Origin of the sequence: Pseudooceanicola nanhaiensis DSM 18065, from assembly GCF_000688295.1 — a bacterium.
GTDB classification, from domain to species: Bacteria; Pseudomonadota; Alphaproteobacteria; order Rhodobacterales; family Rhodobacteraceae; genus Pseudooceanicola; species Pseudooceanicola nanhaiensis.
This window is the reverse complement of record NZ_JHZF01000004.1, coordinates 1-22,593: the sequence shown is the minus strand read 5'-3', so window position 1 is coordinate 22,593 and position 22,593 is coordinate 1. Positions and strand designations below refer to the sequence as shown.

At 65.9% G+C, this 22,593-nt stretch carries 17 protein-coding genes and 1 tRNA gene; 16 read left to right on the top strand and 2 right to left on the bottom strand.

The genetic code is table 11. The features are described from left to right. From Q344_RS0100700 to Q344_RS0100690, 3 genes are all read left to right on the top strand, one after another. Nucleotides 1-435: EF-Tu C-terminal domain-related protein (locus Q344_RS0100700; RefSeq protein WP_028284968.1), on the top strand; the 435-nt coding region annotated here is incomplete at its 5' end. 174 nt (nucleotides 436-609) lie between these two features. Beyond that, nucleotides 610-1,581, top strand: coding sequence for a zinc transporter ZntB (locus Q344_RS0100695; RefSeq protein WP_028284967.1), 972 nt, complete (start codon nucleotides 610-612; stop codon nucleotides 1,579-1,581). Between the two features lie 80 nt (nucleotides 1,582-1,661). Beyond that, nucleotides 1,662-1,737, top strand: a tRNA-Trp gene (locus Q344_RS0100690). A gap of 244 nt (nucleotides 1,738-1,981) precedes the next feature. Here the strand turns inward: Q344_RS0100690 and Q344_RS0100685 are convergent. Then, nucleotides 1,982-3,208 (bottom strand): lytic murein transglycosylase, encoded by a 1,227-nt coding sequence (locus Q344_RS0100685; RefSeq protein ID WP_028284966.1) that lies wholly within the window; start codon nucleotides 3,206-3,208, stop codon nucleotides 1,982-1,984. Nucleotides 3,209-3,423: 215 nt separating this feature from the next. Here Q344_RS0100685 and secE point away from each other — a divergent pair, with 215 nt between their 5' ends. The 4 genes from secE to rplA all read left to right on the top strand — a co-directional run bounded on the left by secE (nucleotide 3,424) and on the right by rplA (nucleotide 5,860). Then, nucleotides 3,424-3,618 (top strand): preprotein translocase subunit SecE, encoded by a 195-nt coding sequence (gene secE, locus Q344_RS0100680; RefSeq protein ID WP_028284965.1) that lies wholly within the window; start codon nucleotides 3,424-3,426, stop codon nucleotides 3,616-3,618. Between the two features lie 418 nt (nucleotides 3,619-4,036). Beyond that, nucleotides 4,037-4,570 (top strand): transcription termination/antitermination protein NusG, encoded by a 534-nt coding sequence (gene nusG / locus Q344_RS0100675; protein WP_028284964.1) that lies wholly within the window; start codon nucleotides 4,037-4,039, stop codon nucleotides 4,568-4,570. 164 nt (nucleotides 4,571-4,734) lie between these two features. Next, nucleotides 4,735-5,160, top strand: a complete 426-nt coding sequence (rplK, locus tag Q344_RS0100670; protein ID WP_028284963.1) for a 50S ribosomal protein L11 — start codon at nucleotides 4,735-4,737, stop codon at nucleotides 5,158-5,160. Between the two features lies 1 nt (nucleotide 5,161). Beyond that, the gene (rplA, locus tag Q344_RS0100665; protein WP_028284962.1) at nucleotides 5,162-5,860 is read left to right on the top strand and encodes a 50S ribosomal protein L1; all 699 of its coding nucleotides are present in this window, start codon (nucleotides 5,162-5,164) and stop codon (nucleotides 5,858-5,860) included. A gap of 58 nt (nucleotides 5,861-5,918) precedes the next feature. On the opposite strand, the gene Q344_RS22725 is transcribed toward rplA, so the two are convergent. After that, on the bottom strand, nucleotides 5,919-7,181 hold the full coding sequence (locus Q344_RS22725) for an MFS transporter (protein ID WP_036538112.1): 1,263 nt from the start codon (nucleotides 7,179-7,181) through the stop codon (nucleotides 5,919-5,921). 546 nt (nucleotides 7,182-7,727) lie between these two features. Here Q344_RS22725 and rplJ point away from each other — a divergent pair. The 9 genes from rplJ to Q344_RS0100615 form a co-directional block, all read left to right on the top strand. Then, entirely contained in the window at nucleotides 7,728-8,246 is a 519-nt protein-coding gene (gene rplJ / locus Q344_RS0100655; RefSeq protein ID WP_028284961.1) for a 50S ribosomal protein L10, read from the top strand. A gap of 68 nt (nucleotides 8,247-8,314) precedes the next feature. Beyond that, a complete protein-coding gene (gene rplL, locus Q344_RS0100650; protein WP_028284960.1) occupies nucleotides 8,315-8,695 on the top strand; it encodes a 50S ribosomal protein L7/L12 in 381 nt (126 codons plus the stop codon). 244 nt (nucleotides 8,696-8,939) lie between these two features. Then, nucleotides 8,940-13,076 (top strand): DNA-directed RNA polymerase subunit beta, encoded by a 4,137-nt coding sequence (gene rpoB / locus Q344_RS0100645; protein ID WP_028284959.1) that lies wholly within the window; start codon nucleotides 8,940-8,942, stop codon nucleotides 13,074-13,076. Nucleotides 13,077-13,155: 79 nt separating this feature from the next. After that, entirely contained in the window at nucleotides 13,156-17,394 is a 4,239-nt protein-coding gene (gene rpoC / locus Q344_RS0100640) for a DNA-directed RNA polymerase subunit beta' (protein ID WP_028284958.1), read from the top strand. 316 nt (nucleotides 17,395-17,710) lie between these two features. Beyond that, nucleotides 17,711-18,610, top strand: a complete 900-nt coding sequence (locus Q344_RS0100635) for a DMT family transporter (RefSeq protein WP_028284957.1) — start codon at nucleotides 17,711-17,713, stop codon at nucleotides 18,608-18,610. Between the two features lie 307 nt (nucleotides 18,611-18,917). Beyond that, nucleotides 18,918-19,289 carry a 30S ribosomal protein S12 gene (gene rpsL / locus Q344_RS0100630; RefSeq protein ID WP_005980675.1) on the top strand — a complete coding sequence of 124 codons (372 nt, stop codon included), beginning with the start codon at nucleotides 18,918-18,920 and terminating at the stop codon, nucleotides 19,287-19,289. A 12-nt stretch (nucleotides 19,290-19,301) separates the two neighbouring features. Further along, nucleotides 19,302-19,772 carry a 30S ribosomal protein S7 gene (rpsG, locus tag Q344_RS0100625; RefSeq protein WP_028284956.1) on the top strand — a complete coding sequence of 157 codons (471 nt, stop codon included), beginning with the start codon at nucleotides 19,302-19,304 and terminating at the stop codon, nucleotides 19,770-19,772. A gap of 21 nt (nucleotides 19,773-19,793) precedes the next feature. Beyond that, the gene (fusA, locus tag Q344_RS0100620) at nucleotides 19,794-21,917 is read left to right on the top strand and encodes an elongation factor G (RefSeq protein ID WP_028284955.1); all 2,124 of its coding nucleotides are present in this window, start codon (nucleotides 19,794-19,796) and stop codon (nucleotides 21,915-21,917) included. Nucleotides 21,918-21,994: 77 nt separating this feature from the next. Beyond that, nucleotides 21,995-22,593, top strand: a 599-nt coding sequence (locus tag Q344_RS0100615; protein WP_028284954.1) for a GTP-binding protein, incomplete at its 3' end; no start/stop codon positions are given.

The following is a 22,593-nucleotide window of genomic DNA, read 5'->3' as shown; positions in this document are numbered from 1 at the left end:
ACCCAGAAGACGACCTGCACCGGCGTGGAAATGTTCCGCAAGCTGCTGGACCGCGGGGAAGCCGGCGACAACATCGGCGCGCTGCTGCGTGGCATCGACCGTGACGCCGTCGAGCGGGGCCAGGTGCTCTGCAAGCCGGGCTCGGTGAAGCCGCACACGAAGTTCGAGGCCGAAGCCTACATCCTGACCAAGGACGAAGGCGGCCGCCACACGCCGTTCTTCGCGAACTACCGCCCGCAGTTCTACTTCCGGACCACCGACGTGACCGGGACCGTGCAGCTGGCCGAAGGCACCGAGATGGTGATGCCCGGGGACAACATCTCCTTCACCGTCGAGCTGATCGCCCCGATCGCGATGGAAGAGAAGCTCCGCTTCGCCATCCGTGAAGGCGGCCGGACCGTCGGTTCGGGCGTGGTCTCCAAGATCATCGAGTAAGGCACGGCTCGCGTAGCGAACGCGCCTGGTTGAGAAGAGAGCGCCACGGGTCCTGCCCGTGGCGCTTTTCCTTTGCCCCCGTTTCGGGGGCAACCCCGCCCTGCGCCACCCCCTCCGACGGCCCTGCCGACTTTTCCTCTGGCCCGCCCCCGGTCGCCATCCTAGTTTCCCCGCATGACTGGCTGCATCCGTTTCTCCTATGCGCTCGACGGCCCCGAAGCGGGCCATCGCCTCTCTGCGGAACGCACACCCGACGTGCTGCGCGACGACACCCTGGGCTGGGTGCATCTCGTGGCCGATCACCCCGAGACCCCGGCGTGGATCGCCCGCAACCTCGACTACCTCGACCCGTCCGCACAGGAGGCGCTGACGATGCCCGCCACGCGGTCCCGGGCGACGCGGATCGGCGACGGGATCCTCGTGATCCTGCGCGGGGTGAACACGAACGAGGGGCGCGATCCCGAGGACATGGTGTCGGTCCGGGTCTGGGCCGATGCGAATCGCATCGTCACCCTGTCGCGCCAGAATGTCGTCGCGCTGGGCGACATCGCGGATGCGCTGGAAGCGGGGCAGGGGCCCGAGGATGCGGGCGCCTTCCTCGCCTCGCTCGCGGCGCGGCTGAACGCACGACTCGAGCCGCTGGTTGCCGATCTCGACATGGAGACGGATTCGCTGGAGACAGAGGTCATCGGCACGCCCGACCAGAAGCTCCGGCACCGAATCGTCACCATGCGCCTGCAGGTGATCGAACTCTACCGCCACACCGCGCCGCAGGTCTCGGCGCTGAGCGATCTTGAACACGCCATGCTCCCGTTCCTCGACGAGGCTGACCGGCTCCATATCTCCGAGACGCGGCAGAGCCTCACCCGGCAGACCGAGAACCTCGTCGAGATGCGCGAGAGCCTTGCCGTCCTGCGCGAGGAATTGTCGGGCCAGATCTCGGACAGACTGAACCGCCACATGTACATCCTCGCCGTGATCTCGGCGATCTGCCTGCCGCTCGGCATCCTCACGGGGCTGTTCGGCATCAACGTGGGCGGGATGCCGGGGGCGGACCATCCCCATGCGTTCTGGATCTTCTCCGGAATACTCGTGCTGATCATCTGCCTGCAACTCCTGATCCTCAGGATGGTCCGCTGGATGTAGGTGACGCGGGAAAACCGCGTTCGGCCGCATCCGCCCCCTTGATCTTGCCGCAGCAAACCAATATCGGGTGCGAACGGCCTAGGGGTATAGCTCAGTTGGTAGAGCATCGGTCTCCAAAACCGAGGGTCGCGGGTTCGAGTCCTGCTGCCCCTGCCATTTTTCCGATACAGACGTTGCGAAAATGAGCGCGCCTTCGGCGCGCACATGATGTCTTGCGATTTGGCGGGGCCAAATCGCGGTTGCCTCCGGCGGGGATACATGGACCAGAGGAAGGGGCGGACGCGTTCCTGGCTTCCTCTTGCCGGAAATATCCTGGGGGGAGCTCGAGGGGGGCAAGGCCCCCCTCGTCAGCCAGAATGGATCGTGTGCGCCGCAGGCGCGCCTCTGGATCGCGCCCGCGTCAGAGGCGCGCCAGCAACGCGCGCGAGGGTTCGCCCGTGACCGCCATCCCGTTGGCCCGCTGGTAGGCGGAAATCGCGGCCTCGGTCTTCTTGCCCAGCACGCCGTCGGGCGTGCCGGCATCGTAGCCCGCCGCGGTCAGCCGTTCCTGCAGGCGCCGCCGGTCCTCGATCGAGAGACCGTAGCGGTCGGGCGGGAAACTGGCCGAGAGCGCAGGACCGCCGGCGATCCGGTCCGAGAGATGCCCGACGCCGATCGCGTATTTCTCGGCGTTGTTGTAGCGCAGGATCACGCGGAAGTTCGGCAGGACCAGGAAGGCGGGCCCCGCCGCGCCCGCGGGCTGGATCAGCCGCGCCGAGGTGCCGCCCGCGAGCCGCCCGCCATCCGTGCGCTGCAGCCCCGCCGCGCCCCAGGCCGAGAGCGAGCGGGTCGCGCCGATGGCCGCGCCCGCGGGCAGCCGCACCTCGTGGCCCCAGGGCTCGCCCCGGCGCCAGCCGCTCTTCGACAGGTAGGCCGCCGCGGAGGCGAGCCCGTCGGTCGGGTCGTCGGACCAGATGTCGCGCCGCCCGTCGCCGCGGAAATCCACCGCATAGGCCTCGAAGGTGGTCGGGATGAACTGGGTGTGGCCCATGGCCCCGGCCCAGCTGCCGGTCAGGCCCGAGGGCGCCACATCGCCGCGCTGGAGGATCCGGAGCGCGGCCATCAGCTGCTTCTCGAAGAAGTCGCCGCGCCGCCCGTCATAGGCCAGCGTCGAGGTGGCCGAGATCACCGGCACGGTCCCGCGGCGGGTGCCGTAATTGCTCTCCATCCCCCAGATCGCCGCGACCACATGGGCGGGCACGCCGTAGCGCGATTCGAGCTGGTTCAGCAGGGATTGCTGGCGGGCGAAGGCCGCCCGGCCGTCGCGGACCTTGGTCGGGTTCGCGGTGATGGCGAGGTAATCCTCGAGGCTGCGGCTGGTCTCGGTCTGGTTGCGGTCGCGTTCGACCACCCCGGGCAGGTAGCCCGCGTCGCGGAAGGCGGCCGAGAGCGTCGCGTCCGAGATGCCGCGCTCCGCCGCCCGCCCGCGGAAGGCCGCGACCCAGCGGTCGTAGTCCGGGTTCGCCGCCGGCCGCATCACAGGTTCGCCGGCCATCGGGGCGGAGATCATCCCGCCGCCGCCGCCCGCGCAGCCCGCGAGCATCATTGCCGTGCCTGAGAGAATGAAATGTCGCCGGGTCGCCTGCATGCGCCTGTCCTCCTTGTCTGCCTCGGGGCCAGTGTGGAAGGGCGCGGCGCCGCTGGCAAGCGGTGCCGCCGCGCGATCGGCGGGCGGGCGCCCGCGAGGGCAGGCGCCGCGGGCCTTGAAATCGCCACCTGCTCCGCGTATGTGCCCCTGAACCCCGCGCGGGCACAGCTGTGCCCTGTCGGGACCGACGCAGCACCGATCCGGAATTTCGACACATGGCCAACCCCGTCCAGTTCATCAACCAGACCCGCGCCGAGATCGCGAAGGTCGTCTGGCCGACGCGCCGCGAGGTGCTGCTGACCACCGTGATGGTCTTCATCATGGCCACGCTGACGGCGGTGTTCTTCTTTCTCGTCGACCTGCTGATCCGGACCGGCCTGCAGGGCGTCCTGGAGATGTTCGGCTCCTAGGCTCCAGGCGTCGAAATCCGGCGTCCCGAGCCGGCCGGCCACCGCCCTTTCCGCGGCGGTCCGGGAATGGCCGGGCCGCCGGACCGCGCAGCCCGGTGGCGGCACCATCCTTCGATGGCGCGCCCCGGCTCCCTTTCCACGAAGCAGCACCGCAGCACGACCCGGCAGCGACATGCGGCGCAGGCCCCGAGCGGCGTCTCGGCATCCCGAAGGGGCCGCAGGGCCGCGAGGCCCGGGGCGGCGCGGGCGCAGGGGGGTTGAATTCCCCGGGTTCCGGGGATAAACGCCTCTCCAATTCCCGGGAAATGGCGTGCGGCGAGTCGAGTTGCACGCCGCTTTTTATTGGGGAGGGCGCATCGACGCCCGTGATCGACGGAATTTCCGGCCCGCGGGCCGGTGTGCAAGGAACGGCTGACAGATGGCGAAACGGTGGTATTCGGTAAGCGTCCTCTCGAACTTCGAGAAGAAGGTCGCCGAGCAGATCCGGCAGACCGCCGCGGACGAGGGGCTTGAGGACCAGATCGACGAGGTCCTCGTTCCAACCGAGGAAGTGATCGAGATCCGCCGGGGCAAGAAGGTCTCGACCGAGCGCCGCTTCATGCCGGGTTACGTGCTGGTGCACATGGAGATGTCGGACGAGGGCTATCACCTGATCAACTCGATCAACCGGGTGACCGGCTTCCTGGGTCCGCAGGGCCGCCCGATGCCGATGCGCGACGCCGAGGTGAACCAGATCCTCAACCGCGTCCAGGAGGGCGAGGAAACGCCGCGCACCCTGATCTCGTTCGAGGTCGGCGAGCGCGTGAAGGTCAACGACGGGCCGTTCGAGGATTTCGACGGCATGGTCGAGGAAGTGGACGACGACAACCAGCGCCTGAAGGTGATGGTGTCGATCTTCGGCCGGGAGACCCCGGTCGAGCTGGAATTCACGCAGGTCTCCAAGCAGGCCTGAGTGCGCGGGGGCGCCAGGGCGCTCCCATCCCCCGGGTGACCGGGGTCGTTCGTGGGAGGCTCAGGGCTCGCGTGCCCGGCCGCACCACGCTAACCACCGCGCCGGAACGCGTTCCGGTCCGTAGGGTGCGTGATCTCGCGCACCGATGACAAAGGAGAGGCCTCATGGCCAAGAAACTTATCGGCAGCCTCAAGCTGCAAGTGAAGGCCGGTCAGGCCAACCCGAGCCCGCCGGTCGGCCCCGCACTGGGTCAGCGCGGCATCAACATCATGGAATTCTGCAAGGCGTTCAACGCCAAGACGCAGGACATGGAGCCCGGCGCGCCGTGCCCGACCGTGATCTCCTACTACCAGGACAAGTCCTTCACGATGGAAATCAAGACGCCGCCCGCGTCTTATTACCTGAAGAAGGCCGCCAAGCTCTCGTCCGGCTCCAAGACCCCGGGCCGTGCCACCGCAGGGTCGGTGACCGTCGCCCAGGTCAAGGAAATCGCCGAGGCGAAGATGAAGGACCTGAACGCGAACTCCGTCGAGGGCGCGATGCAGATCATCCTGGGCTCCGCCCGCTCCATGGGCATCGAGGTGAAGTAAGATGGCGAAACTCGGAAAACGCACCCGCGCCGCCCGCGAAGCCTTCGCCGGCAAGGAAAACCTCACCGTCGAGGACGCGATCGAACTGATCAAGGCGAATGCCTCGGCCAAGTTCGACGAGACCGTCGAGATCTCGATGAACCTCGGCGTCGACCCGCGCCACGCCGACCAGATGGTTCGCGGCGTCGTCGGCCTGCCGAACGGCACCGGCAAGACCGTCCGCGTGGCCGTCTTCGCCCGCGGCGCCAAGGCTGACGAAGCCAAGGAAGCCGGTGCGGACATCGTCGGGGCAGAGGACCTGATGGAAACCATCCAGGGCGGCACGATCGACTTCGACCGCTGCATTGCCACGCCGGACATGATGGCCGTCGTCGGCCGTCTCGGCAAGGTGCTGGGCCCGCGGAACCTGATGCCGAACCCCCGTGTCGGCACGGTGACCATGGATGTCGCGCAGGCGGTCAAGGACGCCAAGGGCGGCCAGGTCCAGTTCAAGGCCGAGAAGGCGGGCGTCGTGCACGCCGGCGTCGGCAAGGCCTCGTTCGACAAGGACAAGCTGATCGAGAACGTGCGCGCCTTCGTGGACGCCGTCTCCAAGGCCAAGCCGTCCGGTGCCAAGGGCACCTACATGCAGAAGGTCTCGCTCAGCTCCACGATGGGCCCGGGCGTTTCGGTCAGCGTGGAAAGCGCGACCGGGAACTGATCGCAGGATCGGTTCGAGGGACAGGAAGGCGGGCTTCGGCCCGCCTTTTCTTTTGCGCTCAGGCCGGTTCCGCGGGGTCCGGGATGAGCGCGGCCACCGCCGCCGGATAGGCCTGCACTCCGATCCGCGCCTGTCCGAGCCGCGGGTGCAGCCGGGTGGCGAGGCCCCAGGCCCCGAGAAGCGCCGCCCCGCCCGCAAGGAAGACGCCGCTGACGGGGGCCGCCAGCAGCACGACCCAGGCGACGCCGGGCGTGAGGATGCCCGAGACGTCGCGGTAGCTCGAGTAGATCGCCGACATCTCGGTCCGCTCCGAGGGCTTCACCGCCAGCAGGAAGGGCAGGCCGGCGCTCACGTCGAGCAGGATCAGGAAGACCGCGCCGCACATCAGGCAGAGGACGGCCACGGCGGGGATGTCGCCCGACAGGCCCGCCAGCAGGAACAGGCTCCCCGAGGCGAGGAAGCCCGTGCGCACCGCCGTCCGGACCGAGGTCCGCTGCATGAAGCGCAGCATCAGCGGCGCGAGGAAGAGGGAGCCGTTGGCCAGCGACAGGGCAATGCCGCCGAGGCGGTCTCCCAGCCCGTTCTGCACGGCGAAGATCGGCAGGTAGACGACGTAGATCCACCACCCGCAGGAGCGGATCACGGCGAAGAGCCAGCCGGTGATCAACCGGGACTGGGCGAGGAACCGGCGGACATAGGCGAAGGGGTTGGCCACCGGGGCGCGGCTCCGCGCGATCAGCCGCCCGTTGCCGAGCCGCATGACGAGGAACACCGCCAGCATCCCGTAGGCCGCAACCGCCGCGATGAGGAAGGGCGCCGCGGGCCACCAGCCATAGAGGAAGACGCCCGAGGCCGGACCGGCCGTCCAGCCGAGGGCCGAGTAGAAGAGCCGCGAGGTCTCGAGCCGGCCGAGCTCGATCTTCGCGATGTGGTCGAGCACATAGGCGTTGAAGCAGACGAAGGTGGTGACGACCGCCACGGTGAAGAGCGCGAGCCCGGCGATCGCCGTCTCGGGCCGGCCGACCGTCATCAGGAGCGCGCCCCCCGCATACATCTGCGTGCCCGCGACATAGACCCAGCGGCGCGGGACGAAGCGCACGAGCGACGGGATCATGAGCCCCGTGAGAAGCGAGGCGAGGCCGATCAGGAAATAGACCATCGACACGCTCCGGGCGTCCTGGAGCGCGTGGTACATCACGAGCGGGAAGACCGAGACGAGGGTGCCGCGCGCAACCGCCTCGGTGCCGGCGAGGATGGCGAAGCCCCGGACGCTCGGGGCGGGGGCATGGCGGAGCCATTCCGGTATGCGTCGGTCGTGCATTCTGCCTGCTCGTCTTGCTGACCCCCATCAACCGCGCTTCGCCGCGGGTTTCCCTCCCGATTGCGACCTCAGGCTGGCGATTTCGGAGCGGGCGGCCCGAAGGCCCCCCGTCGCGGCGGGGCCTCGCCGACCGGCGGGGTCCGAGAGGGGCAGGGAGGCAAAGGTGCCGGTTTCAATCGCCCGCGCGACATGGTAGACTTGTCGCCATGCGCCGGACCGCCCTGCGGCTGTGTCTCGGCCCGGACCCGCCGGGGCGCGACTTTTCTCGCGGCCCCCTCTTCACATTCCCTGCGAAACCCTTTAACAGCCGCCTCTGTCGGGACGGTTGCGCTATCGCTACCGTCCCGGCGATTCGTCCGAGACGGTGGGTGGCTGCGATCCAGCAGCCATAATTCCTGCCAGAGACGGGAAATGACATAGGTTTCTTCGGACCTGGCCTCTCGCCTTGTCCGGGGGATGTGCAGGACCCGTAAGGACTTGATTGTCGCGGCGCGAGCTGCGGCGAAACGAGCCGGAGGGTCACACCTCCCCAACTGGAGTGAAACTGTGGATAGAGCCCAGAAAGAGAAAGTGGTCGAGGAACTCGGCCAGATCTTCGAAAGCTCTGGCGTCGTTGTGGTGGCACACTACACCGGCCTCACGGTTGCCGAGATGCAGACTCTGCGCGCCAAAGCCCGTGAGGCAGGTTCGTCGGTCCGCGTCGCCAAGAACAGGCTCGCCAAGATCGCCCTTCAGGGTAAACCCTGCGAAAGCATCAGTGACCTGATGTCGGGCATGACGGTTCTCACCTATTCCGAAGACCCCGTGGCAGCTGCCAAGGTGGTCGAGGACTTCGCCAAGGACAACAAGAAGTTTGAAATCCTTGGTGGGGCCATGGGCGAGTCCGCTCTGGACCGGGCCGGTGTCGAGGCCGTGTCGAAAATGCCGTCGCGCGACGAGCTCATCGCTCAGATCGCAGGCATGCTTGGCGCGCCCGCTTCGAACATCGCCGGTGCGATCGGCGCACCTGCTTCCAATATCGCTTCGATCCTCTCGACCATCGAGGAAAAGGCCGAAGCGGCGTAAGGCACCACGTGAAGCCGGGGTTGCATACCTCGACGTTGGAACACATCTAGATACGGAAAGAGCTGAAAATGGCTGATCTGAAGAAACTGGCTGAAGAGATCGTTGGTCTGACGCTTCTCGAAGCGCAAGAACTGAAAACCATCCTGAAAGACGAGTACGGCATCGAGCCCGCAGCGGGCGGCGCCGTCATGATGGCAGGCCCGGCAGCAGGCGGCGACGCCGCACCGGCCGAAGAGCAAACCGAATTCGACGTCATCCTGAAGTCGGCCGGCGCCTCGAAAATCAACGTCATCAAAGAAGTCCGCGGCATCACCGGCCTGGGCCTCAAGGAAGCCAAAGAGCTGGTCGAAGCCGGCGGCAAGGCTGTCAAAGAGCAGGTTTCGAAAGCCGAAGCCGACGAGATCAAGGCGAAGCTGGAAGCAGCCGGCGCCGAAGTCGAGCTCAAGTAATCCGGGCCGGACGCTGTCGTCCGGACCACGGAACGCAAGGCTGGTCCCGGAAATCCGGGTCCAGCCGAACCTGTCTCAGAGAGGGCTTTCGCGTCAAAGCGTTCTCTAAGGCGAGGTTGAAGGATCGGGAGGCGGCCCTTGGGAAGGCAGCCAGGCATGGATCCGAACCCCCTGTCTCGTATGGTCGCAGCGCCGAAGCCCGGCGGCGCGCGCGCCCGAAGAGAAACGAAAGGTGACATCCGTCATGGCTCAGACCTACCTCGGTCAGAAACGTCTTCGTAAATATTACGGCAAAATCCGCGAAGTGCTGGAGATGCCGAACCTTATTGAGGTCCAGAAAAGCTCTTACGAACTCTTCCTGAAATCCGGCGACCAGCCCGACCCGACCGACGGCGAAGGCATCAAGGGCGTCTTCCAGTCGGTCTTCCCGATCAAGGATTTCAACGAAACCGCCCACCTTGAATTCGTCAAGTACGAGCTCGAAGAGCCCAAGTACGACGTCGAGGAATGCATGCAGCGCGACATGACCTACAGCGCCCCGCTGAAGGTCACGCTGCGCCTCATCGTTTTCGATACCGACGAGGACACCGGCGCCAAGTCTGTCAAGGACATCAAGGAACAGGACGTCTTCATGGGCGACATGCCCCTGATGACCCCGAACGGGACGTTCATCGTGAACGGCACCGAGCGCGTGATCGTGTCCCAGATGCACCGCTCGCCCGGCGTGTTCTTCGACCATGACAAGGGCAAGACCCATTCCTCGGGCAAGCTCCTGTTCGCCTGCCGCATCATTCCCTACCGCGGCTCCTGGCTGGACTTCGAGTTCGACGCCAAGGACATCGTCTTCGCCCGGATCGACCGCCGCCGGAAACTGCCGGTGACGACCCTGCTCTATGCCCTCGGCATGGATCAGGAAGCGATCATGGACGCCTATTACACGACGGTGGACTACAAGCTCCGCAAGGGGCAGGGCTGGGTCACGAAGTTCTTCCCGGAACGCGTCCGCGGCACCCGTCCGACCTATGACCTGGTCGACGCCGATTCCGGCGAAGTGATCGCCGAGGCCGGCAAGAAGATCACCCCGCGCGCGGTCAAGAAGCTGATCGACGAAGGCACGGTGAAGAACCTGCTGGTGCCCTTCGACCGCCTCGTCGGCAAATACGCCGCGAAGGACATCATCAACGAAGAGAACGGCGCGATCTATGTCGAGGCCGGTGACGAGCTCACCGCCGAATACGACAAGGAAGGCGAGTTCATCGGCGGCTCCATCAAGGAACTGCTGGACGCGGGCATCACCGAGATCCCCGTGCTCGACATCGACAACGTGTCGGTCGGCCCGTACATGCGCAACACCATGGCGACGGACAAGAACATGAGCCGCGAGACCGCGCTCATGGACATCTACCGCGTCATGCGCCCGGGCGAGCCGCCGACGGTCGAGGCCGCCTCGGCGCTCTTCGACACCCTGTTCTTCGACAGCGAGCGCTACGACCTCTCGGCCGTGGGCCGCGTGAAGATGAACATGCGCCTGAACCTCGACGCCGAGGACACCGTCCGCACCCTCCGCAAGGAGGACATCGTCGCCTGCATCAAGGCGCTGGTGGACCTGCGTGACGGCCGCGGCGAGATCGACGACATCGACCACCTCGGCAACCGCCGGGTCCGGTCCGTCGGCGAGCTGATGGAGAACCAGTACCGCGTCGGGCTTCTCCGCATGGAGCGCGCGATCAAGGAACGCATGTCGTCGGTCGAGATCGACACCGTCATGCCGCAGGACCTGATCAACGCGAAACCGGCGGCGGCTGCCGTCCGCGAATTCTTCGGCTCCTCGCAGCTGTCGCAGTTCATGGACCAGACCAACCCGCTGTCCGAAGTGACGCACAAGCGGCGCCTTTCGGCCCTCGGGCCGGGCGGTCTGACCCGTGAGCGCGCGGGCTTCGAGGTGCGCGACGTGCACCCGACCCACTACGGCCGGATGTGCCCGATCGAGACGCCGGAAGGCCCGAACATCGGTCTGATCAACTCCCTCGCGACCTTCGCGCGGGTCAACAAGTACGGCTTCATCGAGACCCCCTACCGGAAGGTGAAGGACGGTCAGGTGACGGACGAAGTGAAATACATGTCCGCCACCGAAGAGATGCGCCACACCGTGGCGCAGGCCAACGCGAACCTCGACGAGGGCGGCAAGTTCGTGAACGACCTCGTGAACACCCGGAAATCGGGTGAATACACGCTGTCGCCGAACGAGATGGTCGACCTGATCGACGTCTCGCCGAAGCAGCTCGTCTCGGTCGCGGCCTCGCTGATCCCGTTCCTCGAGAACGACGACGCGAACCGCGCCCTCATGGGGTCGAACATGCAGCGTCAGGCGGTTCCGCTCCTGCGGGCCGAGGCGCCGCTGGTCGGCACCGGGATCGAGGAAATCGTCGCACGCGACTCCGGCGCGGCCATCATGGCCAAGCGGGCGGGCATCATCGACCAGGTCGACGCGCAGCGGATCGTGATCCGCGCGACCGAGGACCTCAAGGTCGGTGACGCGGGCGTCGACATCTACCGGATGCGCAAGTTCCAGCGTTCGAACCAGAACACCTGCATCAACCAGCGTCCGCTGGTGAAGGTGGGTGACACGGTCGTGAAGGGCGAGGTCATCGCGGACGGTCCGTCGACGGACATGGGGGAACTGGCGCTCGGCAAGAACGTCATCGTCGCCTTCATGCCCTGGAACGGCTACAACTACGAGGACTCCATCCTGATCTCCGAGCGGATCGCGCGGGACGACGTCTACACCTCGATCCACATCGAGGAATTCGAAGTCGCCGCCCGTGACACGAAGCTCGGGCCGGAAGAGATCACCCGCGACATCCCGAACGTCGGCGAGGAAGCGCTCCGCAACCTCGACGAGGCGGGGATCGTCTATATCGGCGCCGACGTGGAGCCGGGCGACATTCTCGTGGGCAAGATCACTCCGAAGGGCGAAAGCCCGATGACGCCGGAAGAGAAGCTCCTCCGCGCCATCTTCGGCGAAAAGGCCTCGGATGTCCGTGACACCTCGCTTCGCGTGAAGCCGGGCGATTACGGCACCGTCGTGGAGGTCCGTGTCTTCAACCGTCACGGCGTCGAGAAGGACGAACGTGCGCTCCAGATCGAGCGGGAAGAGGTCGAACGGCTGTCGCGCGACCGCGACGACGAGCTGGCGATCCTCGACCGCAACATCTACGCGCGTCTGAAGTCCATGCTTCTCGGCAAGACCGCCGTGAAGGGGCCGAAGGGCATCAAGGCGAACTCGGAGATCAACGAGGAGCTGCTCTCCTCGCTGCCGCGCAGCCAGTGGTGGATGCTCGCCCTCGGCGACGATTCCGAGGCGCAGCACGTCGAGGCCCTGAACGAGCAGTACGAGGCGCAGAAACGCGCGCTCGACGCCCGGTTCGAGGACAAGGTCGAGAAGGTCCGCCGCGGCGACGATCTGCCCCCGGGCGTGATGAAGATGGTCAAGGTCTTCGTGGCCGTGAAGCGCAAGCTTCAGCCCGGCGACAAGATGGCCGGTCGTCACGGCAACAAGGGCGTCGTTTCGCGCGTGGTGCCGATGGAGGACATGCCGTTCCTGCAGGACGGCACTCCGGTCGACTTCTGCCTCAACCCGCTCGGCGTGCCGTCGCGGATGAACGTCGGTCAGATCCTCGAGACCCACATGGGCTGGGCCGCGCGCGGCCTGGGCGTCAACATCGACGAAGCGCTCGGCGAATACCGCCGGTCGGGGGACCTTACCCCGGTGCGCGAGGCGATGAAGCTGGCCTATGGCGAGGACGTCTATTCCGAGGGCATCGAGGCGATGGACGAGGACCGTCTGGTCGAGGCGGCGGGCAACGTGACCCGCGGTGTTCCGATCGCGACGCCGGTCTTCGACGGCGCCAAGGAGCCTGACGTGAACGACGCGCTGAAGCGTGCCGGGTTCAACGAGAGCGGCCAGTCGGTGCTCTACGACGGTCGGACGGGCGAGCAATTCGCACGGCCGGTCACCGTGGGCGTCAAGTACCTGCTCAAGCTGCACCACCTTGTCGACGACAAGATCCACGCGCGTTCCACGGGCCCGTACTCCCTCGTCACCCAGCAGCCGCTCGGTGGTAAGGCGCAGTTCGGTGGCCAGCGTTTCGGGGAGATGGAGGTCTGGGCCCTGGAAGCCTATGGCGCCGCCTACACCCTGCAGGAAATGCTGACCGTGAAGTCGGACGACGTGGCCGGCCGGACCAAGGTCTACGAAAGCATCGTCAAGGGCGAGGACAACTTCGAGGCGGGCGTTCCCGAGAGCTTCAACGTGCTCGTGAAGGAAGTCCGCGGCCTCGGCCTGAACATGGAACTCCTGGACGAGGAGGGCGAGGAATAACGGCGTTCCGCGCCCGTGGGGTGGGCCATGTTGCCCACCCTGCCTCCTCCCCTCCGCGCCCTGTCATTAGGAAAACGACATGAACCAGGAACTGACGAACAACCCGTTCAACCCGCTCACGCCGCAGAAGGTCTTCGACGAGATCAAGGTCTCGCTGGCCTCGCCGGAGCGGATCCTCTCTTGGTCCTACGGTGAGATCAAGAAGCCCGAGACGATCAACTACCGGACCTACAAGCCCGAGCGGGACGGCCTGTTCTGCGCCCGTATCTTCGGGCCGATCAAGGATTACGAGTGCCTCTGCGGCAAGTACAAGCGCATGAAGTACCGCGGCGTCGTCTGCGAGAAATGCGGTGTCGAGGTGACGCTCCAGAAGGTGCGCCGCGAGCGGATGGGCCATATCGAGCTCGCCGCGCCGGTCGCACATATCTGGTTCCTGAAGTCGCTCCCGTCCCGCATCGGCCTGATGCTGGACATGACGCTGCGTGATCTGGAACGCGTGCTCTACTTCGAGAACTACGTGGTCATCGAGCCGGGTCTGACCGACCTGCAATACGGCCAGATGCTCACCGAAGAAGAGTTCATGGACGCCCAGGACACCTACGGCATGGACGCCTTCACGGCGAACATCGGCGCCGAGGCGATCCGCGAGATGCTGGCGAACATCGACCTCGAATCCGAGGCCGAGACGCTGCGCGCGGATCTCGCCGAGGCCACGGGTGAACTGAAGCCCAAGAAGATCATCAAGCGTCTGAAGGTCGTCGAGTCCTTCCTCGAGTCGGGCAACCGGCCCGAGTGGATGGTCATGACCGTCATTCCGGTCATCCCGCCGGAACTGCGCCCGCTGGTCCCGCTGGACGGCGGCCGCTTCGCGACGTCGGACCTGAACGACCTCTACCGCCGGGTGATCAACCGGAACAACCGCCTCAAGCGGCTGATCGAGCTGCGCGCACCGGACATCATCGTCCGGAACGAGAAGCGGATGCTCCAGGAGTCGGTTGACGCCCTGTTCGACAACGGCCGTCGCGGCCGCGTCATCACGGGCGCCAACAAGCGCCCGCTGAAGTCGCTGTCCGACATGCTCAAGGGCAAGCACGGCCGCTTCCGCCAGAACCTTCTGGGCAAGCGCGTCGACTTCTCGGGCCGGTCCGTCATCGTGACCGGGCCGGAGCTGAAGCTGCACCAGTGCGGCCTGCCGAAGAAGATGGCGCTCGAGCTCTTCAAGCCGTTCATCTACTCGCGGCTCGAGGCGAAGGGTCTGTCCTCGACCGTGAAGCAGGCGAAGAAGCTCGTCGAAAAGGAACGTCCCGAGGTCTGGGACATCCTCGACGAGGTGATCCGCGAGCACCCCGTGCTGCTGAACCGTGCGCCCACGCTGCACCGTCTCGGCATCCAGGCGTTCGAGCCGATCCTGATCGAAGGCAAGGCGATCCAGCTGCACCCGCTCGTCTGCTCGGCGTTCAACGCCGACTTCGACGGCGACCAGATGGCCGTGCACGTGCCGCTCTCGCTGGAAGCCCAGCTGGAAGCGCGTGTCCTGATGATGTCGACGAACAACGTCCTGTCGCCCGCCAACGGCGCACCGATCATCGTTCCGTCGCAGGACATGATCCTCGGCCTCTACTACACGACGATCGAACGCGAGGGGATGAAGGGCGAAGGCATGGTCTTCTCCTCCATCGAAGAGGTGCAATACGCGCTGGATACCGGCGCCGTTCACCTGCACGCCAAGATCGAGGCCCGCGTCAAGCAGATCGACGAGGAAGGCAACGAGATCACCAAGCGCTACACCACGACCCCCGGTCGTGTGCGGCTCGGTGCGCTCCTGCCGATGAACGCCAAGGCGCCGTTCGAACTGGTCAACCGTCTGCTGCGGAAGAAAGAGGTGCAGCAGGTCATCGACACCGTCTACCGCTACTGCGGTCAGAAGGAATCGGTCATCTTCTGCGACCAGATCATGTCCATGGGCTTCAAGGAGGCCTTCAAGGCCGGCATCTCCTTCGGCAAGGACGACATGGTCATCCCGGACTCGAAGTGGCCGATCGTGGAAGAGACCCGCGAGCAGGTGAAGGACTTCGAACAGCAGTACATGGACGGCCTGATCACCCAGGGTGAGAAGTACAACAAGGTCGTCGATGCCTGGTCGAAGTGCAACGACAAGGTCACCGAGGCGATGATGTCGACCATCTCGGCCAACCGCCGGGACGAGAACGGGGCCGAAGCGGAACCGAACTCGGTCTACATGATGGCCCACTCCGGTGCCCGGGGCTCGGTCACCCAGATGAAACAGCTGGGCGGGATGCGCGGCCTGATGGCGAAGCCGAACGGCGACATCATCGAGACGCCGATCATCTCGAACTTCAAGGAAGGTCTGACCGTGCTCGAGTACTTCAACTCGACCCACGGCGCCCGGAAGGGTCTGTCGGACACCGCCCTGAAGACCGCGAACTCCGGTTACCTGACCCGTCGTCTCGTCGACGTGGCGCAGGACTGCATCGTGCGCGAGCCCGATTGCGGCACCGAGAACGCGATCACCATCGAGGCCGCCGTCAACGACGGTGAAGTCGTGGCGACCATCGGCGAGCGTGCGCTCGGTCGTGTCGCGGCGGACGATGTCGTCCGTCCCGGCACCGACGAGGTCGTCATCTCGAAGGGCCAGCTGATCGACGAACGCGCCGCGGACTCGATCGAGGAGGCCGGCATCCAGTCGATGCGGATCCGCTCGCCGCTGACCTGTGAAAGCGACGACGGCGTCTGCGCCGCCTGCTACGGGCGCGACCTCGCGCGCGGCACGCAGGTCAACATCGGCGAGGCTGTCGGCATCATCGCCGCGCAGTCGATCGGTGAACCCGGCACCCAGCTGACGATGCGGACCTTCCACATCGGCGGCGTGGCGCAGGGTGGCCAGCAGTCGTTCCTCGAGGCCTCGCAGGAAGGCACCATCGCCTTCGAGAACGCGCAGACCCTCGAGAACTCGAGCGGCGAAGTGCTGACCCTGGGCCGGAACATGAAGCTCCGGATCATGGACGGCAACGGCGAGGAACGGGCGAGCCACAAGCTCGGCTACGGCACCAAGCTCTTCGTCAAGGAAGGCGACAAGGTGGCCCGGGGCGACAAGCTCTTCGAATGGGACCCCTACACCCTGCCGATCATCGCCGAGAAGGCGGGCTCGATCCGCTATGTCGACCTCGTGACCGGCATCGCCGTCCGCGAGGAGACCGACGATGCCACCGGCATGACGCAGAAGATCGTCTCGGACTGGCGCGCGGCCCCCAAGGGCAACGAGCTGAAGCCCGAGCTGCTGATCGTCGGCGAGGATGGCGAGCCGGTCCGCAACGAGGCGGGCAACCCGGTGACCTATCCGATGTCGGTGGACGCCATCCTCTCGGTCGAGGACGGGCAGGACGTCAAGGTCGGTGACATCGTCGCGCGTATTCCGCGCGAGGGTGCGAAGACGAAGGACATCACCGGCGGTCTGCCGCGTGTGGCCGAACTCTTCGAGGCGCGTCGTCCCAAGGACCACGCCATCATCGCCGAGATCGACGGCTACGTCCGCTTCGGGCGCGACTACAAGAACAAGCGCCGGATCGCGATCGAGCCCGCGGATGAGACCCTCGAGCCCGTGGAATACATGGTCCCCAAGGGCAAGCACATCCCGGTGCAGGAAGGCGACTACGTCCAGAAGGGCGACTACATCATGGACGGCAACCCCGCGCCGCATGACATCCTGTCGATCATGGGTGTCGAGGCGCTGGCGAACTACATGATCAACGAGGTCCAGGACGTCTACCGGCTGCAGGGCGTGAAGATCAACGACAAGCACATCGAGGTGATCGTTCGCCAGATGCTGCAGAAGTGGGAGATCACCGACAGCGGCCAGACCACACTGCTGAAGGGCGAGCACGTCGACAAGATCGAGTTCGACGAAGCCAATGCGAAGGCGGAGGCCCATGGCCTGCGTCCCGCGGCGGGCGAGCCGATCCTGCTCGGGATCACCAAGGCCTCGCTGCAGACCCGCTCGTTCATCTCGGCGGCGTCCTTCCAGGAGACCACCCGCGTGCTCACCGAGGCCTCGGTCCAGGGCAAGCGCGACAAGCTGGTGGGTCTGAAGGAGAACGTCATCGTCGGCCGCCTGATCCCCGCGGGGACCGGCGGGGCGACGCAGCGCGTCCGCCGGATCGCGGGCGACCGCGACAACGTGGTCATCGAGGCCCGCCGCGAGGAGGCCGAAGCGGCCGCCGCGCTGGCGGCGCCGATCGAGGATTACGAGGACGCGACCGAGGCGGACAACCTGGTGGAAACCCCGGAAAGCCGCGACTGATCCACGGCACATGTGACAGGAAAGGCCCTCCGCGACAGCGGGGGGCCTTTTCGCATGGGGCGCGCGCGCGCGGGACCTTGCGGCGCGCGGCGTTGCCGCGCACACGACAGCTTGCGCGCGGCGGGGCCGCGCGCGGGGGAGGGGGGCGCTGCCCCGGGGGGGCCAATTCACCCCCCGGGATACGGAACCAGGGGAGGGGAGGGGCGGCGTGCCCAGGGGGCTGTCGGGGAAATTCCTGCCGTGGCCGCGCGACCCGGGGCTTTCCATTTCCGCGGCGCTGGTATCTTGTGCGCCGCGACGAACACTGGACCCCGCAATGACCGACAATACCCGCGGCGCGATGCTGATGATGGCGTCGATGGCGCTCTTCACGCTCAACGACACCTTCACCAAGATGCTGGCCGGCGAGGTGCCGCTCGCGCAGGTGATCACGCTGCGCGGGCTCTTCACCTCGGTCGCCACCGCGGCCATCGCCTGGCGGCTCGGCGCCTTCTCGAAGCCGGTCGCGGTCCGGGACCGCCGGCTCATCCTGCTGCGGGTCGTGGCCGAGGTGGGGGCCGCCTATTTCTTCCTGACCGCGCTCTTCAACATGCCCCTGGCCAATGTCACCGCGGTCCTGCAATCGGCGCCGCTGGTGGTGACGCTGGCGGCCGCGCTCTTCCTGGGCGAATCCGTGGGCTGGCGCCGGCTGGGCGCGATCCTCGTGGGCTTCGTGGGCGTGCTGCTGATCGTGCGGCCGGGGCCGGAGGGGTTCAACCTTTACGCGGGCTATGCGCTCGTGTCGGTGGGCTTCGTCACGCTCCGGGACATCACGACGCGGCGGCTGTCGCGCGAGGTGCCCTCGATGCTGGTCTCCTTCGGCACCGCCGTCGGGGTGACGCTGGCCTTCGCCGTCGGCGGGGTCTGGGGCGCCGATTGGGTGGCGCTCGACACCCGCTCGGGCGGGCTGATCCTGGCCGCGGGGATCGCGGTGCTCGGGGCCTATCTCTGTTCGGTGGGGGCGATGCGGTCGGGCGAGATCTCCTTCGTCTCGCCGTTCCGCTACACCGGGCTGCTCTGGGCCCTGGTGCTGGGGCTGATCGCCTTCGGGCAGTTCCCGGAATGGCCGACGCTCCTGGGCGCGGGGATCGTGGTTGCCTCGGGGCTCTTCACCCTCTATCGGGAAAGGCGGCTGGGCCTAAGGCCGACCGCGCCGCAGGGCAGCCCCCGGGCGTGAGGCGGACGCGACGTCCTGATGGGCGGTGCGGTGCCAAACGCCGCCGGGCTCTGTTGACATCCCCCGCGACTCTTTCTATACGCGCGCCTAGCCAGGCATGGGGGTCGCCCCGCCGCCTTTCAGAACCGAAGTGGTCACGATCCGGTCCGATGGGGCCCGATCCTCTGGAATACCGCCGCGTCGTTCCCCGTGAACGAGGGGACGCATGCGGTTTTTTACGTTGCGTGGACGCACGGGACGTACGAGTCGAAACCGCGGGATGTCCCGCAACACATGTGTTGAGAGAATAACGGGGAACGATAACCCAATGCCTACGATCCAGCAGCTGATCCGGAAGCCCCGGCAGCCCAAAGTCAAACGGTCCAAGTCGATGCACCTGGAGCAATGCCCGCAGAAGCGCGGCGTCTGCACCCGCGTCTACACGACCACGCCGAAGAAGCCGAACTCCGCAATGCGGAAAGTTGCGAAGGTCCGCCTGACCAACGGCTACGAGGTGATTTCCTACATTCCGGGTGAAAGCCACAACCTTCAGGAACACTCCGTTGTCCTGATCCGTGGCGGCCGGGTGAAAGACCTTCCGGGCGTTCGCTACCACATCCTGCGCGGTGTCCTCGACACCCAGGGCGTCAAGGATCGTAAGCAACGCCGTTCGAAATACGGCGCGAAGCGTCCGAAGTAAGAGGAACAACAGATGTCCCGTCGTCACGCTGCAGAGAAGCGCGAAGTCCTGCCCGACGCCAAGTATGGCGACCGGGTTCTGACGAAATTCATGAACAACCTGATGGTCGACGGCAAGAAATCCGTCGCCGAGAAGATCGTCTACAACGCGCTCGACCGGATCGAAGAGAAAGTGAAGCGCGCGCCGGTGGAGATCTTCCACGAAGCGCTCGACAACATCAAACCGGCGGTCGAGGTTCGCTCCCGTCGTGTTGGTGGTGCGACCTACCAGGTCCCCGTCGAGGTCCGCCCCGAGCGCCGCGAAGCCCTTGCGATCCGCTGGCTGATCAACGCCTCGCGCGCCCGCAACGAGAACACGATGGAAGAGCGCCTCGCGGGCGAGCTGCTCGATGCCGTGAACTCGCGCGGGTCTGCGGTGAAGAAACGCGAAGACACCCACAAGATGGCCGACGCCAACAAGGCGTTCAGCCACTACCGCTGGTAATATCCGAAAGGCAGGCCCCCCATGGCACGCGTCTATCCGCTCACGCGCTATCGCAACTTCGGCATCATGGCCCACATCGATGCCGGCAAGACCACGACGACCGAGCGTATCCTCTACTACACCGGCCGCTCCCACAAGATTGGTGAGGTGCATGACGGCGCCGCCACCATGGACTGGATGGAGCAGGAGCAGGAACGCGGGATCACGATCACCTCGGCTGCGACCACGACCTTCTGGCAGTGGCAGGAAGACCCGACCCCGGAAGGGACCGATGACACGAAGTTCCGCTTCAACATCATCGACACCCCCGGCCACGTCGACTTCACCATCGAGGTGGAACGTTCGCTCGCCGTTCTCGACGGCGCGATCTGCCTGCTCGACGGCAACGCCGGTGTCGAGCCGCAGACCGAGACCGTCTGGCGCCAGGCCGACCGGTACAAGGTTCCGCGCATCGTCTTCGTCAACAAGATGGACAAGATCGGCGCCGACTTCTTCAACTGCGTGAAGATGATCAAGGACCGCACCGGCGCGACCCCGGTTCCCGTGGCGATGCCGATCGGGGCCGAGGACAAGCTGGAAGGCACGATCGACCTCATCACCATGGAAGAATGGGTGTGGAAGGGCGACGACCTCGGTGCCGGCTGGATCCGTCAGCCGATCCGTGACGAGCTCAAGGAGCTCGCCGAGGAATGGCGCGCCAACATGATCGAGAACGCCGTCGAAATGGACGACGACGCGATGGAAGCCTACCTGGAAGGCGAAGAGCCCGACGTGCCGACCCTGCGGAAACTGATCCGCAAGGGCTGCCTGTCGCTGTCCTTCGTGCCGGTCCTCGGCGGCTCCGCGTTCAAGAACAAGGGCGTGCAGCCCCTCCTGAACGCCGTGATCGACTTCCTGCCCGGCCCGCTCGACGTGCCCGCCTATACCGGCTTCTCGCCGGACGACGAGACCGAGACCCGGAACATCGAGCGTCATGCCTCGGACGAGGAGCCCTTCTCGGGCCTCGCGTTCAAGATCATGAACGACCCCTTCGTCGGTTCGCTGACCTTCACCCGGATCTACTCCGGCACGGTGAAGAAGGGCGATCAGATGATGAACTCGACCAAGGGCAAGCGCGAGCGCGTCGGCCGGATGATGATGATGCACTCGAACGATCGCGAAGAGATCGACGAGGCATTCGCCGGCGACATCATCGCCCTGGCCGGTCTGAAAGAGACCACCACGGGTGACACGCTCTGCGATCCGCAGAAGCAGGTGGTCCTCGAGACCATGACCTTCCCGGATCCGGTGATCGAGATCGCCATCGAGCCGAAGACGAAGAACGACCAGGAGAAGATGTCCCAGGGCCTGCAGCGTCTGGCTGCCGAGGACCCGTCCTTCCGCGTCGAGACCGACCTCGAGTCCGGTCAGACGATCATGAAGGGCATGGGCGAACTTCACCTCGACATTCTCGTCGATCGCCTGAAGCGCGAGTTCAAGGTCGAGGCGAACATCGGTGCCCCGCAGGTGGCCTACCGCGAGACCATCGGTCACGAGGTCGAGCACACCTACACCCACAAGAAGCAGTCGGGTGGTTCGGGTCAGTTCGCAGAGGTCAAGCTGGTCATCACCCCGACCGAGCCGGGCGAAGGCTATTCCTTCGAATCCCGCATCGTCGGTGGTTCGGTGCCGAAGGAATACATCCCCGGCGTCGAGAAGGGCATCAAGTCGGTCATGGACTCCGGTCCGCTGGCAGGCTTCCCGGTGATCGACTTCAAGGTCGCGCTGATCGACGGCAAGTTCCACGACGTGGACTCCTCGGTCCTGGCCTTCGAGATCGCGTCGCGGATGTGCATGCGTGAAGGTCTGCGCAAGGCCGGTGCGAAGCTGCTCGAGCCGATGATGAAGGTCGAGGTGGTCACGCCGGAGGAATACACCGGTTCGATCATCGGTGACCTGACCTCCCGCCGGGGCCAGGTCTCGGGTCAGGAACCGCGCGGCAATGCCGTGGCGATCCAGGCCTTCGTGCCGCTGGCCTCGATGTTCGGCTACATCAACACCCTGCGTTCGATGTCCTCGGGCCGCGCGCAGTTCACGATGCAGTTCGATCACTACGACCCGGTGCCGTCGAACATCTCGGAAGAGATCCAGAAGAAATACGCATAACGGGATGGCGGGGATAACCCCGCCCTACCCATCACCCGTAGGGTGCCGGAAGGCACCACCCGACAAAGGAGGCCATCATGGCAAAGGAAAAGTTCGCGCGGACGAAACCGCACTGCAACATCGGCACGATCGGTCACGTTGACCACGGCAAGACGACGCTGACGGCGGCGATCACCAAGTTCTTCGGTGAATTCCGCGCCTACGACCAGATCGACGGCGCGCCCGAAGAGAAGGCCCGCGGCATCACGATCTCGACCGCGCACGTGGAGTACGAGACCGAGGCGCGTCACTACGCCCACGTCGACTGCCCCGGCCACGCCGACTACGTGAAGAACATGATCACCGGTGCTGCCCAGATGGACGGCGCGATCCTGGTGGTGAACGCGGCCGACGGCCCGATGCCCCAGACGCGCGAGCACATCCTGCTCGGCCGCCAGGTGGGCATCCCCGCCATGGTCGTCTTCCTGAACAAGGTCGACCAGGTGGACGACGAGGAGCTGCTCGAGCTCGTCGAGATGGAAGTCCGCGAACTGCTGACCGAATACGACTACCCGGGCGACGATATCCCGATCATCGCGGGTTCGGCCCTGGCCGCCCTCGAAGGCCGTGACGAAGCGATCGGCGAGAACAAGATCCGCGAACTGATGGCGGCCGTGGACGAGTACATCCCGCAGCC

Coding starts and splice junctions, on each gene's coding strand:
- fusA (WP_028284955.1), top strand. CDS start 19,794: ATGGCACGCGTCTATCCGCTCACGCGCTATCGCAACTTCGGCATCATG.
- rplA (WP_028284962.1), top strand. CDS start 5,162: ATGGCGAAACTCGGAAAACGCACCCGCGCCGCCCGCGAAGCCTTCGCC.
- nusG (WP_028284964.1), top strand. CDS start 4,037: ATGGCGAAACGGTGGTATTCGGTAAGCGTCCTCTCGAACTTCGAGAAG.
- rpoC (WP_028284958.1), top strand. CDS start 13,156: ATGAACCAGGAACTGACGAACAACCCGTTCAACCCGCTCACGCCGCAG.
- rpoB (WP_028284959.1), top strand. CDS start 8,940: ATGGCTCAGACCTACCTCGGTCAGAAACGTCTTCGTAAATATTACGGC.
- Q344_RS0100635 (WP_028284957.1), top strand. CDS start 17,711: ATGACCGACAATACCCGCGGCGCGATGCTGATGATGGCGTCGATGGCG.
- rplL (WP_028284960.1), top strand. CDS start 8,315: ATGGCTGATCTGAAGAAACTGGCTGAAGAGATCGTTGGTCTGACGCTT.
- secE (WP_028284965.1), top strand. CDS start 3,424: ATGGCCAACCCCGTCCAGTTCATCAACCAGACCCGCGCCGAGATCGCG.
- rpsG (WP_028284956.1), top strand. CDS start 19,302: ATGTCCCGTCGTCACGCTGCAGAGAAGCGCGAAGTCCTGCCCGACGCC.
- Q344_RS22725 (WP_036538112.1), bottom strand. CDS start 7,181: ATGCACGACCGACGCATACCGGAATGGCTCCGCCATGCCCCCGCCCCG.
- rpsL (WP_005980675.1), top strand. CDS start 18,918: ATGCCTACGATCCAGCAGCTGATCCGGAAGCCCCGGCAGCCCAAAGTC.
- rplK (WP_028284963.1), top strand. CDS start 4,735: ATGGCCAAGAAACTTATCGGCAGCCTCAAGCTGCAAGTGAAGGCCGGT.
- Q344_RS0100685 (WP_028284966.1), bottom strand. CDS start 3,208: ATGCAGGCGACCCGGCGACATTTCATTCTCTCAGGCACGGCAATGATG.
- Q344_RS0100695 (WP_028284967.1), top strand. CDS start 610: ATGACTGGCTGCATCCGTTTCTCCTATGCGCTCGACGGCCCCGAAGCG.